Source organism: Micromonospora sp. NPDC047740, from assembly GCF_043204735.1.
Taxonomy (GTDB): domain Bacteria; phylum Actinomycetota; class Actinomycetes; order Mycobacteriales; family Micromonosporaceae; genus Micromonospora.
Genome location: NZ_JBIDCT010000001.1, coordinates 641,764 through 656,930, shown reverse-complemented (window position 1 = coordinate 656,930; position 15,167 = coordinate 641,764). Strand labels below are relative to the sequence as shown.

Annotated in this window: 8 protein-coding genes; 4 read left to right on the top strand and 4 right to left on the bottom strand. The window is 67.8% G+C overall.

The genetic code is table 11. From position 1 onward, the window contains the following. Positions 1–5: 5 nt before the first annotated feature. The gene (locus ACGF4F_RS02805) at positions 6–1,664 is read right to left on the bottom strand and encodes an ABC transporter substrate-binding protein (protein ID WP_393074224.1); all 1,659 of its coding nucleotides are present in this window, start codon (positions 1,662–1,664) and stop codon (positions 6–8) included. A gap of 402 nt (positions 1,665–2,066) precedes the next feature. Here ACGF4F_RS02805 and ACGF4F_RS02800 point away from each other — a divergent pair, with 402 nt between their 5' ends. The 3 genes from ACGF4F_RS02800 (at position 2,067) to ACGF4F_RS02790 (ending at position 5,238) form a co-directional block, all read left to right on the top strand. Beyond that, positions 2,067–4,166 (top strand): immune inhibitor A domain-containing protein, encoded by a 2,100-nt coding sequence (locus ACGF4F_RS02800; RefSeq protein ID WP_393074221.1) that lies wholly within the window; start codon positions 2,067–2,069, stop codon positions 4,164–4,166. 74 nt (positions 4,167–4,240) lie between these two features. Then, entirely contained in the window at positions 4,241–4,681 is a 441-nt protein-coding gene (locus ACGF4F_RS02795) for a hypothetical protein (protein ID WP_393074218.1), read from the top strand. After that, positions 4,678–5,238 carry a TlpA family protein disulfide reductase gene (locus ACGF4F_RS02790; protein WP_393074215.1) on the top strand — a complete coding sequence of 187 codons (561 nt, stop codon included), beginning with the start codon at positions 4,678–4,680 and terminating at the stop codon, positions 5,236–5,238. Before ACGF4F_RS02795 ends, ACGF4F_RS02790 begins: the two co-directional genes overlap by 4 nt. 124 nt (positions 5,239–5,362) lie before the next feature. Here the strand turns inward: ACGF4F_RS02790 and ACGF4F_RS02785 are convergent, their stop codons facing one another. The 3 genes from ACGF4F_RS02785 to ACGF4F_RS02775 form a co-directional block, all read right to left on the bottom strand. After that, entirely contained in the window at positions 5,363–7,489 is a 2,127-nt protein-coding gene (locus ACGF4F_RS02785; RefSeq protein ID WP_357442926.1) for a peptidase M6, read from the bottom strand. Positions 7,490–7,789: 300 nt separating this feature from the next. Next, entirely contained in the window at positions 7,790–9,877 is a 2,088-nt protein-coding gene (locus tag ACGF4F_RS02780) for an OmpL47-type beta-barrel domain-containing protein (protein ID WP_357442925.1), read from the bottom strand. 296 nt (positions 9,878–10,173) lie between these two features. Further along, the gene (locus ACGF4F_RS02775; protein ID WP_393074211.1) at positions 10,174–11,358 is read right to left on the bottom strand and encodes a cytochrome P450; all 1,185 of its coding nucleotides are present in this window, start codon (positions 11,356–11,358) and stop codon (positions 10,174–10,176) included. Positions 11,359–12,081: 723 nt separating this feature from the next. Between ACGF4F_RS02775 and ACGF4F_RS02770 the strand changes: the two genes are divergently transcribed. Next, positions 12,082–15,117 carry a beta-L-arabinofuranosidase domain-containing protein gene (locus tag ACGF4F_RS02770; RefSeq protein ID WP_393074208.1) on the top strand — a complete coding sequence of 1,012 codons (3,036 nt, stop codon included), beginning with the start codon at positions 12,082–12,084 and terminating at the stop codon, positions 15,115–15,117. Positions 15,118–15,167: the final 50 nt, after the last annotated feature.

The following is a 15,167-nucleotide window of genomic DNA, read 5'->3' as shown; positions in this document are numbered from 1 at the left end:
GATCATCAGCCTTCGATCTTCACGAGCTTGAAGTACTCGAGGCTCACCGGTGACGGCTGGTAGCCGGTCACGTTCTTGCCCAGGGCCAGCAGCGGCCGGTTGTGCACGAACGGCACACCGGGGATGTAGTCGAAGATGAGCTGGTTGGCCTCCTCGTACAGCTTCTGGCGAGCGGCCTGGTCGGTCTCCGTCAACGCCTTCTTGAGCAGCCCCTGGATGTTGGGCTCGGTCAGGTTGAACTGCGGGGTGGTCTCGCGGAAGAAGGTGCCCACAAAGTTGTCCGGGTCGGCGTAGTCGCCGCTCCAACCGAGCAGGAAGAGCTGCCCCTTCCCGTCCGCCTGAATGTTCTGCAGGTAGTCCGGCGTCCACGGGACCGTCTTCGGGACGATCGTGAAGCCGACCTTCTCCAGGTCCGCGGCGAATGACTCGTAGACCGCCTGCGGGTTCGGCATGTACGGACGCGACACGTTGGCCGGGTACCAGAACTCCAGCTTCAGGTCCTTCTCCCCCGACTCGGCGATGAGCTGCTTGGCCTTGTCCGGGTCGTACTCGTAGCCCTTGATGCTCTTGTTGTAGCCCCACTGCGACGGCGGCAGGAACTGGTTGGCCACCTCGGCGCCCTCGGGGTACGCCGCGGACAGCAGTCCCTGGCGGTTCACGGCGTGCGCGATCGCCTCGCGGATTTTGTGGTTCTTCAGCAGCGGCACCTTTTGGCTCATGCCGATGTACCCGACGTTGAAGGCCGGGCGCTCGACCACCTGGCCGACGTCCTTGACCGCCTGGATGTCGGCCGCCGCGACGCCCTCGTAGGCGTCGATCTCGCCAGCCTGCAGCGCCTGCATCCGCGCGGTGGCGTCGGCGATCGGCCGGAAGATGATCTCGTCCAGCGCCGGCTTGCCCTCGCGGTAGTTCTCGTTGGCCGCCAGGACCAGCCGCTCGCCACGGTCCCAGCTCACGAACTTGAACGGTCCGGTACCGGCGACCACCTTGGTGCCGAAGCCGCCGGTGTAGGCGATCGAGTCACCGCTGACGGCGAGGTCGGTCCCGCCCTGCTCGATCGCCTTGGGGCTGGCGATGGAGAAGGCCGGCAGCACCAGGCCGGACAGCAGTGCCGAGGACGGCTCCTTCAGGCGCAGCGTCGCCACCGAGTCCTCGGTGGCCTCGCAGGAGCCGTAGCGGCTGGTCTTCGGCGCGGCTTCGTTGTCCTGGGTGGCGAAGCCGCCGAAGATCGTCTGCCAGTAGTACGAGATGTCGCCGTTCTGCTGGGCGCCCTTGAAGTGGTACCAGCGGTCGAAGTTGTAACAGACCGCCTTGGCGTTGAACGGCTCACCATCGTGGAACGTGACGCCCTTGGCCAGGTTGAAGGTGTAGCTCAACCCGTCGTCGCTGACCTTCCAGTCGGTGGCCAGCGACGGGACGACCTCGGTCGTGCCCGGCTTCAGAGCCACCAGCGTCTCGTAGACCTGGAAGATGACGCGGAAGGACTCGCCGTCGGACACGTACGCCGCGTCCAGGGTCTTGGGGTCCTCGGAAGCGCCGAAGACGAAGGTCTTGCGAGCTCCGTCCCCGGTCGATTTGGCCCCATTGCACGCGGTGACTGCGGCGAGCAGCCCCACGCTTGCCGACAGGGCGACTATCCGCCCGACCTTGCCGTACACACGCATTATCTCCTCCTTGGCTGTCCGTCGCGCGGGCCGCTGGGCACGCTCGGACCTCCCCTGTGGAACAGCAGAGAGCGCTCGTGCCGGGACGGTTGTCGCCCGACGCGGGATCCCGAGGTCCGGGCGGGCGTGAGGCGTGGCGGACGGGTGGTCACCGCGAACATGTCGAGGGTGCGGAGCACCTTCTGGGGCTGAGCTTTGCCACGGAGACTAGTCACCGAATCCGGCTGGTGCAATGTACAATTGCAACCTCGTTTCTCAATCGTGACCCCGAACTCCGGGGTCGCACCCCCGTCGATCGCCACAAGCGACAAGCCCCCCGTGCGACCACTCCCGTCCATGAGCGACCCCGGCCGCCAACGCTGGTGCGCCGGGACCCACCGAGCCACCGCAGGGAGGACCGCCGTGTCCTGGAGACCACGACCAACCCGACGGCGCTGGACGACTATCGTCCTGGCCGCACTCACTGCCGGCACCCTTGTCGCGCCGCAGACGGCCGGCGCCACGCCACCACCGGCTGCAGCCGGCGCGCCGGCGATCGTTCCGCTCGACCCGCAGAACTGGGACAACCAGTACGACCTCACCTGGGACGACTTCGTCCCCGTCCCCGGGACGGACTGGAGCGATCCCGCCCGCCAGCCCTCGGTAAAGAGGTGGAAGGCCGCACTCGTCGTCCTCGACTACCCCAACATGCCGTTCCAGATCAGCCAGGCACCGGGCTCGACGGTCTTCGGCAACCCGATCGGCGTCGGCAACGTGCCACGCGACGACGTCGCGGAGTTCTACCGCGACCTGCTCAACAAGCCCGGACCACTGAACCACGGGCAGACGCTGAACTCCTACTGGATGGAAGTCTCGTACGGCAAGTACGGCATCGACCTCGACGCCTTCGGCTCCTACCGGCTGCCCCGCAACCACTTCGAGTACGGCAACTCCCCGTACGGCAACGCGAGCAGCTGCCCGCCCAAGTTCACCTGCAACGGAAACTTCACCCAGGACGCCCGCAACGCCTGGATCGCCGACGTCGGCCGGGCCGTCGCCAACTCCTACGACCAGGTCTTCTACATGGGTGCCGGCCTCGACGAGTCGACCGCCTGGCAGGTGTTCGGCGAAATGATGTTCCAGTCCCCCGAGGACGTGCCGGACGAGTTCGGGCCACCGCGGGAGTTCGACCCGGACGGCACCATGAAGAACTGGATGCCGACCCGGTACATCCCGTGGACCTCCTGGGCGGCCGGCTCGTTCACCTGGGCCAGCGCCGGCAACCGGTCCGCCAACATGGCGGAGTCGTCCGGCACCGCCGGTTACGCGCACGAGTTCAGCCACCTGCTCGGCATCGGCGACAACTACAACGGCGCGTTCGCGGTACCCGCGCAGCGGACCTTCACGGGACAATGGGACATGATGAGCCAGGGGTCCTGGAACGGCCCCACCGGCATGCACACCCGCTGGAAGGTGCCCGCCGACGGAGGATCAACCGTCGGCCCCCACCACAACCTCCGCAACAAGCTGCAACTTGGCATGATCACCACGAAGGACATCGTCGACCTCAGCCGGGACGGACTGGCGAAGTCGGGAGTCGTGATCGCCAAGGTCAGGGCCCGGGCCGTCGGCCCACTGGCCGACGAACTACTCGGCGTACGGATCACGCTCGACGGTGCGCGTCCGGTCGACCGGACACCCTCATGTCACCCGTCCACGGGCGGGCTGAACTGCGCAGGAAACAGCGACTACACCGCCTACACCATCGAGACGGTGCAGCAGATCGGCGTCGACTCCTTCATCCCCGGCAACGGGGTGATCATCAACAAGACGAAGCCGCAGGCCACCAGCTGCGGCACCGCCACGTGCTTCGCCTGGACCGTCGACCCCAGGCCCGAGGACATCAACATGGTGGACTTCTATCAACCGGACGGCACGCCACGCATGGTGGTGCCGGGTGACCCGCGACAGCTCAACGACGCCACCTTCAACGCGGGAACCAACTCCGGAACCGAGTACGAGTGGGTCGACCGGGACAACCGGCTGCACTTCTACATCATCGACCTCTCGGTCGACGCCGACGGCATCCGGACCTACACCGTGGGCATACGCTCCCTCGACGGCGCCGGGCCGCACCAGCGAGGCGTCCGAATCGACGCCGGCGAGGCCGGACGGCACACCCCCGGAAAGGCCGCCACCTGCACCTTCCAGCTGAACAACACCGGCCAGGCAGCCGACATCGACCGCACGGTGCACCCCAGCGACGTCAGCGACAAGGTGCGCGGCGACGTCTACCGGCTGTCGGTCGAGTCGTCCGCGTCAGGCTGGCGCGCGGAACTCTACAACGAACTCGCCACCGCGCAGTTCGGGCAGAGCGTGACCGTGCCGGTCTACGTCACCCGCGTCCCGGGGGCGGCGAACAACACCACCGTGACACTGAGCGCCGTATCCGAAAGCGATCCGACCGCTCGGTCGACCAGCACCTGCACAGTCACCCCCGCGGACACCGGCCGCCACGCCTGACCGCCGGAAGCTGACGGGTGGGTGGCGGGCCTGCCACCCACCCGTCGGCCGGCCCCGGCACTGAGAGGGAACCGATGAACCCACCACGAGCGCTCCTGCTCGGCACCGCCATACTGACCGCAACATTCGCCGGCGGTTGCTCCGACCCGCCCGCCGCGTCCGTCAAGACCCAGGTCATCCGCCTGACCGTGCCCGACTGGAACCTGCGCCCGCCCGGCACCAGTTGCGCCGGGGCCGGGCCCTACCGCTTCGCCCACGCCGAGGCGCCGTTCGTCATCAAGGACGGCAACGGCCGCGAGGTCGCGCGGGGCAAGCTCCCCACTGGGACTTCCGAAAAGGCGATGGACGTCGACTTCAGCAAGGTCAAGCGCGAGCCGACGCTCTGCGTGATGCTGCTCAAGGTCGAGGCGAAGGAACAAGTCGAGGGACACGTCCTGGTCCTCGAGGATCGCCCGGGCGTACCCATCAAGAAGAGCGACGCCGCGGACATCGCGGGCGAGGTGGTGGTGTCATGAGGCTCCGCAATTGTCTTCCGGCGTTGCTCGTCCTCGCCATGGCCCTCGCCGGCTGCACCGGCTCGACGGACCAGGCCGACCAGCCCCCGCCGGCGGCCCTCCCCGGCCCGGTACCCAAGGGCGTCACCTTCGTCGCCCCGCCGACCAACGCCCCGCGGGCACCCGGGTTCACCGTGGAACTGCTCGACGGCACGGTCCTGAACATGGCCGAACAGTGGGACCGCCGGCCGGTCGTCCTGGTCTTCCTCGAACCCTGGTGCACGCTCTGCGCCGACCAGCAGAAGGAGATCAACCGGCTCGCTGAGGAGTACCGGGACGTGGTCCTCTTCGTCGGCGTAGGCACCGACTCGACCGTCGAGCGCATGAGCCAGTACGTCCGCGACAACAAGATCAAACATCCGGTGGGCATCGATCGAACCGGACAGGTCTGGCGGACGTACCGGGTGGAAGAGCCACCGCTGGTCGCGCTGGTGAGCAAGGGAGGCAAGCTGCTGCGCGGCTGGCCCGGCGGAACCGACACGCTGGGCGCGCAGATCAACGACCTCGTGGCCAGGTAGCCCGTCCCCGCAGGTGCCGAGATCTCCCTGGCGGTTCCCGACGCACCCGCCACGATTCTGGTAACGCGACCGGCGGCAGCCCGTTCGGGCTGCCGCCGGTCGCGTCTAGCGAGCTACCTCTAGATCATCGTCCCTCGCCCTGGCCGGCGCCGGGGGTGGTGTCCTTGACGTGGACCTGGCAGGTCACGCTCGTCGACTTGCTCGGGTCGCTCTCCGAGGTCGCGGTGAGGGTGACCGTGGCCTGGTTGGCCGATCCCGGCGTGCGGGACGCGTAGACCGGCACCTCGACCGTGCCGCCCGCGTTCGCCGCGACGACCTCGTACGGCATCCAGGTCGTCCAGCCCGCGCCTGCGGAGTCCGCCGAGAGACGGTAGACGTCGGAGCCGACGAACGTCGTCACGTCACGCGGGTGGCCCGCCGTGACGCCCGCCGCGCCGGTGTTGCTCAGCGGGAACGTGCACTGCGCGGTCCGCGACGGCTCGACACCCTGCTTCACCGGCTGTCCCAGCGCCACACCGCGGGCGTTGGGCCCGGACCCGTCCAGCGACCGGATGGCCACCGTGTACGACAGGATGCCCTCGGCGTCGCGCTGCACGTCCAGCACGTAGATGTGCAGCCGGTTGGCCTGGTCGACGTACTCGTACTTGGAACCCGAGTCGGTCCCCGCGTGGAACAGGGCATCGTTGAGCTGCCGGTGATCGGCGATGGTGGCCATCACCGGAGTGCCGTCCGGCGAGTAGTAGTCGACCATTTCGATGTCCTGCGGGTTGGCGTCGATCACCCAGTCGAAACAGTTGTAGCCGCAGGTGTTGCCCTCACGGGTCTTGTTCTTCGCGATCAGCACCCCGTTGTCCGGCGTGAACGAGTCGAAGCCCATCCGGTCCACGACCTCGACGGTGTAATCGTCCCAGCCGGTGTTGCCGTGGCAGAACGGATCCGTGTTGATGCTGCAGTCAGGGGTCCGGTCAGGACGCCCCGGACCGTCCAGCGCGACCCGGATGCCCGAGATGCCCTGCGCCCCCGGATCGACCGCCCGCGCGGTCACCTTGGCGACGACGACGCCGGAGTCCGCCAGTGCCTGCCGGCTGATCCGGAGCACGTTGTCCGCCGGCACGATGTTCATCGCTATCTTGTTCCGCAGCATGAGGCCGGCCGGGCTCCAGCCGCCCTGGTTCGGCGGTACGACCCAGCGCATGTGATGGCCGCCGGGGCCGTTGAACGAGCCGCGGTCCATCATGTCCCACGGGGCTGAGCCGACCCGGTGGAAGGGCGACGGGGGGTTCTCCCGGTGGGAGAACGGGTTGTTGTTGTTGTCGCCGATGCTGAAGAAGAAGTGGCCCATTTCGTGGGTGATGGTGCCGGAGCTCTCGCCCTGGCGGATCGACGACTGGCCCCACTGCTGGGCCGCCGCCTTCCACGAGGTCCATTCGACGTAGCGGGTCGGCGCCCAGTTCGGGAGGCTGCCGTCCTTGTTGAACTCGGCCGGCGGGCCCCACTCGTCGGGGATGTCCTCCTTGTTCTGGAACATCATCTCGCCGAATTCCTGCCAGATGCTGGTCTCGTCGTAACCGGCGTAGACGCGCAGGATCACGTCGTACCCGCAGTTGCCCGTGCAGCCGCGCGCGGTCCGCCACGCGTTGGCCGCGTCGTTGTTGAGGTTGCCGTTACACGTGTAGCCCTTCGGGCAGGCGGGCTGCTGGTTGAACTCGTTCAGCCCGTACTCGAAGAGGTTGCGCGGCATCTTGTAGGGGCCGAACGCGTCGAGCTGGGCGACCCCGAACTGACCACGGCTCTGCTCCATCCAGTACTCGTGAATGGTGCGCCCGTGATTGAGCTCGTTGGGCTCCATGTAGTACTGGCGGTAGAACTCGGGGACCTCATCGCGGCTGATCGGGTCGATCTGGGGGTTGCCGAACAGGTCGCTCTTCTTCGGCTGGGTGATCACGAAGGGTTGGTCGGGGAAGTCGACCGCGACCAGGGCGATCTTCAGTCCCCGCACGGACGGCTTGACGTTCGGGTCGTTCCACTTCGTGTTCGGGATGTCCTTCCAGTCCGCCCACGTCATGTCGTACTGGTTTTTCCAGTTCTGCGGGTCGACGGGCTGGAGTTTGCCCGAGCCGTCCGCGGTGGGTGCGGCGTACCCGGGCTGGATCGGGGTGGCGAGCAGGAGGACGACGGCACCCGCCGCGGCGACCAGGTGCCGCCATTTCCGCCGCCAGGGCGTTCGTCTTGGGATGAGCTGTTCTGTCACAACGTCCCCTTTCTGTGTGACGCTCGTGCGTGACATCCGGGAGAACTTCGGATCATTGCGCCGGAGGTACAACCCGGTCGGGCACCCGAGAGCCGGGCCACGACGACCTGTGGACGTTGTGGGACCCGAGCAAGCAAGCAGAGTGCTATTGCACTATCACACCGCAGCAGGGCGAGGTGGTCAAGAACTTAACTCCCCAGACCCTCGAATCGCGTCCATAATGGCCGGCGGGCAGCGCGATGGATGCGGTCAGCAGCCGGGCCCACCTCGGCAAGCTGACCGAGGTGGGCCGGGAGGTGACTACTGTTGCACCGGCACCTGCGGGTTGTTGAAGGTCAGCGTGTTGGCCTTCTCGACGTTGCCCTTGGTGTCGGTTGCCCGGTACTCGATCGTGCGTTGGCCCGGTCCCTTCACCCGGAACGGCGCCTGGTACGCCGTCCACGGCCCGCCGTCGATGCGGTACTCGATGCGAGCGACACCGACGCCCCAACCGTCGTCGGCCCTCAGGGTCACCAGCGGGTTGGCCACCGGGTCCACGTCGCTGTTGGCGTGATGGCTCAGGGCGATGGTCGAAACCGGCGCGTCGACCTCGATCATCTTGAGGGCGGCCTCCAGGTTGGGCAGCGGCCCGATCTGCTGACCCGCCGTGTTCGCACCCTGCGGCGTGCCGGTGGCCCTCAGGACCTCGACGATCTGCTGGGCGGTCCAGGGCTTCTGGCCGGTGGCCTTGAGGTACGACTGGATGGCCACGACGGCGTTCGTCACGATCGGCCCGGCGCCCGACGTGCCGCCGAACGACTGCGTGTAGCGGACGTTGAGGTTGGCGGGGTTCGTGCCACCCTGCAGGTTTCCGTTACTCCCCGTGGTGGTGATGTTCTGCCCCCAGCCCTGCAGGTCGAACCGGGTGCCGTAGTTGGAGAAGCTGAGCCGCTCGTGGTCGGTGCTGCTACCCGCGCCGACCATGATCGAGCCGGAGTGCTGCACGGCCGGGTCGAACCAGCGGATGCCGTTGCGGGTGTACATCGGGTCGTCGGAGTTGGTGTTGCCGTTACCGCCGGTCGAGACCACGGTGACGCCCAGCGCGGTCAGCAGCTTGATCGCGTCGAACACCGCCGGGATCCATTCCAGCGGTGCGTACCGGGTGCCGCCGAGTGGGCTGGAGGTCTGCTGCTCCAGCAGCACGACATCGCCGGGTCGCAGGCCGCCGTTGGCGGCCAGGTAGACCAGCGCCGGCCCGGGGTTCCACGAGGTGCGACCGGAGGGCAGCCGCTCGTTCGGCGAGATGCCGTAGAACTGGGCGTCGGGAACCCCACCGGTGACCCCGTACTCGTTGTCACGACCGGCCATGATGCCGAAAACGGCCGTGCCGTGCTGGTCGGCGAAGCCCGTGTAGCGCGGGAAGGCGTCGCCGCCCAGGTCGCTCGACCAGTCCAACTGCAGATCCTCGTGGAACGGGTTCCAGTCGTACTCAAGGTCGGCGACCTTGATCCCCGCGCCGCGCAGTCGCGGGTCTCGCCGGCTGAAGTCGGCGTCGATCCCGGTCGGTGCCGGGCGGAGGTATCCCTGCCGGCCGGTGAAGTCCGGCGTGGTCGACGGCGGTGGCACCGGCTCCGGTACCGGATAGACGTGCGCGACCTCTGGCAGCGCCGCGAGCTCGGCCATGACGGCCTCGGCGTTCACCCCGGACGGCATGGTGAGGCGGTACCACGACGACATGTCGGGCACCTCCCCGCCGGTGCGCTCCTCCGCCTCACCGGCGAGTTCGGTCAGCTCGGCGGACGAGACGCTCTGCAGCATGGGCACGAGGTCCCGGACTTGGCCGTGCCGGTCGAGCACGCTCTCGACCCGCCTCAGGCTCTGGCCGCGTGCGCTGTGCAGGCCGGCGTTCGCACCGCGGATCGCCAGCGACTCGGCAAACTTGATCTCGAATGCGAACTCGGTGTCGACCTGGTCGGTCCCGGTGATCTCGCGGCCGTCGGACATTCGACCGGACAAGTTCAATTCGGTACTGTCCGGGCCGAGCCCGCCGGAGCTGGTGAGGTCCGCCTTGTCGAAATGCAGCACGAGATCCGTACGGCCGTCGCCGTCGGCATCTCTTTTCGTCGCCATCGCCGCACCGTCCGCCCATTTCGCGGGCGATGCACCACTGACCCCGGGCGCACCGAGCAGGACGCTGTCGGCGTCGACGGCGGTGGCGTCGAAAGTTGGGGTACTCCGCACGATCGCCGGCACCAACCCGGTTCCGGCCAAATTGATGTGGTCGGACAGCCCGACGGCGAGGTCGACCCGCCCTGCTACCGACTCGTTCGCGTACGCTGGCTCGACGGCCAAGGCGCCGGGCACGACGAGTGCACCGAGCGCGATGGCGGCCGAGAAACGCCTGACCATAGCGACTTCCTCCGTTTCTGGACGCTGTAGACCTGCGATGGTGCCCGCCGCATGACGGCCGCCACCGCGACAGGAATCTTGTCCAGAACTGTATTTGCTCATTCACTGCGGTAACTATCTACAATCGTCGCGTGTTCTCGACTGTGGATCGAACCGATGTCGCAACGAACCGTTCTCCGCTGTCTCGCAAAACGATTTCTGGCATGGTGCGACCAGGGCTTGGCACGCATATTGGTGTCGGCTGTCGGGGCTGTGCCGTTGCCCCATCTGGCGTCCGGCCAGATTGAACGCCCCCGTCAAACCTGCAGCGGCAGTCCGTCCTGATGAAGACGGAAACCGTCGAGGTCGGCAGGATCGACCGCGAGGCGGAGGCCGGGAAGCTGTTGCGCGATCCGTTCGAACATGATTCGGCTCTCCAGCCGGGCCAGGTGAGCGCCGAGACAGAAGTGGATCCCGTGCCCGAAGGCGATGTGCTTGCGAACGTCGGGTCGGTGGATGTCGAACACGTGCGGCCGGTCGAACACCGCGGGGTCACGGTTGGCTCCCCACAACGACATCGCCACCCGATCGAACGCGGGGATCCGACCACCGGCTATCTCCAGCTCCTGGAGGGCGAATCGGGGTGGCACGATCTCGACCGGGCCCCGGTACCTGAGGGTCTCCTCGACCACCGCCGCCGCCAGCGACGGGTCGTCTCGTAGCGCCTGCCACTGTTCGGGGTGGGTGAGCAGGAGACGAATGCCGTTGACGATCAGGTCGACCGTGGTCTCCTGACCGGCGACGAGCAGCAGCTGCACCAGCGCCACCAGCTCATCGCGGTCGAGTGGTTCACCTCGCTCCGCCACCAGCTGCGACATCAGGTCGTCGGCCGGAGCCGCCCGGCGCTGGGCCGCCAGCTTGTCGAGGTAGGCCGCGAATTCGACCGTCGCCGCCGGGCCGTCGATGCTGGCTGACACGATCGCGGCCGACCAGGCCCGGAACCGTGGTCGGTCCGGCTCGGGGATGCCGACCAGCTCCGCGATGACGTTGACCGGCACCGGGTCAGCGAGGTCGCTCACCCCGTCGATGTGTCCCCGCTCGCGTGCCCGCGCGACCAGCTGATCCGCGAGGTCGGTGATCCAGGGCTCCAACCGGGCCACCGCTCGCGCCGTGAAGCCGCCGCTGACCAGCCCTCGCAGGCGGGTGTGGTCGGGCGGGTCGAGGTTGATGAGCTGGCGAGCCTCGATTCTCGCCGCCTCCGACAGTTGTCGTGGGGCTGGCTGCTGCATGCCGGGGCACAGCCGGTGAACCTCGTGTCCGATCGCCGGGTGACGCAGCCCCGCCAGCACGTCGGCGTGTCCGGCGATCACCCAGAAGCGGTTGCCCGCGGGATCGACCTGCAGCACCGGCCCACCACTGTCGCGTACCCGGTCGTAGAACCGGTGCGGGTCACGGCGAACCGCCGGATCCCACAGCTCCGAGATGCCGAACTCGGCGGCCACGCTGCCTCCTCGAGCAGGAAGTCCACTGTGCGCTGCCGTCGCCCCTGCGCACCCCGCCGACGCCCACCTGGCCGCCACGTCGTGAGCCCCGCTGCGGCACGGCTGCCGGTGCCGGGCCAATTCAAGTTGAGCGCTAACATAGATAGGTTTCCGGCAGGTGTCAATCGTTGGGTTTACTGGTACGTAGGGATTGACGACGCCGTGAGTTAGCGCTCACACTGCCTGTCATCAGGGGCTCCGCAGCCGATGCCCCAGCCCCCTTTCGTGGCGGCCACGGACACCGACTCCCGCGGTCCGGCGCAATGGAGGACGATCGATGAATTAGGTCCGACCTGACGATGAGCCTCGTCCCGGCCTGAGGGCAACCGGCACGCACTGGACCGCGCACCTCACGGGACAGCGAACCGCTCCGTGCACCTGCCGGCGCGGTGGCATGCCGTGGCGCCGACGGACGCACCCGTCGCCGTCCGAACGCCGGTCATCCCCGCCTGCGGACGGGGCGGCGTCCGGCGTGCCCGGTCTCTGCTGGTCACGGGCGGTACGGGAGGAGCAGCGTCCACCTGGCCGGGGCGATTCCATCCAGCGGTTCTCGATCCAGATACAGCGAGCAGGAGCCTGGCCGTGCGGTCAGCCCACACCCACATGGAAGGACGATCCTCAGTGACTCAATCCGACAAGCCCTCCGTCAATCGACGTCAGATTCTTCAGGCATCAGCCATCGGTGTGGCTGCGGTCGCCGGCGCCAGCGTTCTCCCGGCGACCGCTGCCGCGGCGGCGACAACCACCGAGCCGGTAACCGGCCCGACCGCGCTCGGCTCGACCCCACCGGACCTCGGTCCCGGCGGGACCGCGCCGGTCAGGCCCTTCCAGCTGCGGGAGGTGAAGCTGGGCAACGGCCTGTTGCAGGAGAAGCGCGACCGCACGAAGAACTACCTTCGCCAGTTCGACGAGCGGCGCTTCCTCGTCCTGTTCAACAACCAGGCCGGTCGGCCGAACCCGGCGGGCGTCTCGGTCCCCGGCGGCTGGGAGGACGGCGGACTGCTCAGCGGCCACTGGGCCGGCCACTTCATGACGGCTCTCGCGCAGAGCTACGCCGACCAGGGCGAGCCGATCTTCAAGAGCAAGCTCGACTGGATGGTCAACGAGCTCGCGGCGTGCCAGGCAGCGATCACCGCGCGGATGGGCACCGGCGGCCCCGGCGGCGGGGATCCGCAGCAACCGCAGATCGGCCGGGTGTCCGGCCGCTTCGGCAACGGGCTGCGCCTGAATGGACCGAGCAAGGCGCAGCACATCACCCTTCCTCAGGAAGCCATCAGTCAGCTCACCAGCTTCACCATCGCCACCTGGGTGAACCTCGCCTCCACCCAGAACTGGAGCCGGCTGTTCGACTTCGGTCAGAACACCACGGTCAACATGTTCCTCACCCCGCGCGCCGGCGTCACCGGCAACGCGCCGAGATTCGCCATCACGGTCGGCGGTTCGGGACAGGAACAGCAGATCAACGGCAACGCGGCGCTGCCGACCAACCAGTGGGTGCACCTGGCCGTCACGCTGTCGCAGAACACCGGCACGCTGTACGTGAACGGTCAGCAGGCCGGCCAGAACACGAACATGACCCTCAGCCCGGCCAACCTCGGAAACCCCGGGAACCGGTGGATCGGGCGATCGCAGTACGGCGACCCATTCCTCGACGCGACCATCGACGAGTTCCACATCTTCGACCGCGCCCTGAGCCAGCAGGAGGTCCAGTCCCTGCTCGACTCGCCGGCCGGGAGCACCAACGGCGGGACCATCGCCTGGTACCGGTTCGACGAGGACGGCGGCACCACCCTCAAGGACGCCTCGCCCAACGGCCGCGACGCCGGCATCGTGCCGGCCCAGGACAGCGGCAGCACCCTGTGGACCCCGACCCACCCCGGCTACCTCGGCGCGATCCCGGAGGACGCGGTGCTCCGGCTCGGGCCGCCGCGCTGGGCCGTCTACGGCGGCAACGCGAACACCAACACCTGGGCTCCCTGGTACACCCAGCACAAGATCATGCGCGGCCTGCTCGACGCCTACTACCACACCGACAACGAGCAGGCGCGCGACGTCGTCGTCAAGATGGCGAACTGGGCGCACCTCGCGCTGACCGTCGGGGACAAGAACCACCCCAACTACACGGGCCCCATCACGCGGGACAACCTGAACTACATGTGGGACCTCTACATCGCCGGCGAGACGGGCGGGGCAGGCGAGGTCTTCCCCGAGATCTACGCGCTGACCGGCGACGGAAAGCACCTGGAGACCGCCAAGTTCTTCGACAACCGCGAGTCGTTGTTCGACGCCTGCGTCGAGAACCGGGACATCCTCGTGGTGACGCCGCAGAACCGGCCCGGCCGGCGCCGCCCGGACCGGCTGCACGCCAACTCGCACGTGCCGCAGTTCGTCGGGTACCTGCGCGTCTACGAGCACAGCGGCGACCGGGAGTACTTCCAGGCCGCGAAGAACTTCTTCGGCATGGTCGTCCCGCACCGCATGTTCGCCCACGGCGGGACGGGCGGCAACTACCCCGGTTCCAACAACAACATCGAGATGTTCCAGAACCGGGACAACATCGCGAACGCGATCGCCCAGGGCGGCGCGGAGACATGCACCACCTACAACATGATCAAGCTGGCCCGGAACCTGTTCCTGCACGAGCACGACCCGGCGTACCTGGACTACTACGAGCGGGGCCTGCTCAACATGATCGTCGGCTCGCGCGCCGACAGCACGAGCGTCAGCAACCCGCAGGTCACCTACTTCCAGCCGTTGACCCCGGGCACCAGCCGCAGCTACGGCAACACCGGCACCTGCTGCGGCGGGACGGGAGTGGAGAACCACACCAAGTACCAGGAGACGATCTACTTCAAGTCGGCCGACGGCAGCACGCTGTGGGTCAACCTGTTCGTACCGTCCACGCTGACCTGGGCCGAGAAGGGCTTCACCATCACCCAGGAGACGAGCTACCCCCGCGACGACCGGACGAAGCTGGTCGTCGACGGCAGCGGCCAGCTCGACATCAAGCTGCGGGTACCGGGCTGGGTGCAGCGGGGCTTCTTCGTCACGATCAACGGAGCCGACGCCCAGGTCAACGCCAAGCCGGGGACCTACGTCACGCTGAGCCGGACCTGGCAGCCGGGCGACACCATCGAGATCAGGATGCCGTTCAGCATCCGGATCGAGCGGGCGCTGGACCGCCCCGACACCCAGGCGATCTTCTGGGGTCCCCTGCTCATGCAGATCCTCGGCAACCCGGGCGGTGGCACCTACCGCGAGTTGTCCCTCTACCGCCACCTGAAGCGGGACGGTGACTACGCCCGCTCGGCCATCACCCACGCGAGCACCACCGCGGCGGGTGACATGCTCTTCACCACCCACGGCTTCACCCTGCGGCCGTACTACATCAGCGACTCGCAGGCCGCCTCGTCGTACTTCCGTCGGGTCGAGCCGACGATCGTGTTCGGGTCCATCGACACCGGTGTGCCCAACTACAAGCGCAACGACGGCCTGCCGAACTACGACGTTCCGGTGACGGGCATCCCCTCACCGGGCACCGACGGCCTGACGTTCCTCGACCTGGTGTGGGACCAGGCGCCCTTCACCAACCACGGCGGCTTCCAGTCGGCGGTCGCCCGTACCGCCGACGCGTTCCTCGCGGCCGGCATCTTCACCCAAGCGGAGAAGGACCTCGTCGTCTCGAGCGCGGCCCACGCGAAGAACGAACTCGCCCCGTAGGTGACGCCGGCGGCTGTCCGCCCACCGAGTGAACGGCCGCGGCCCGGCCG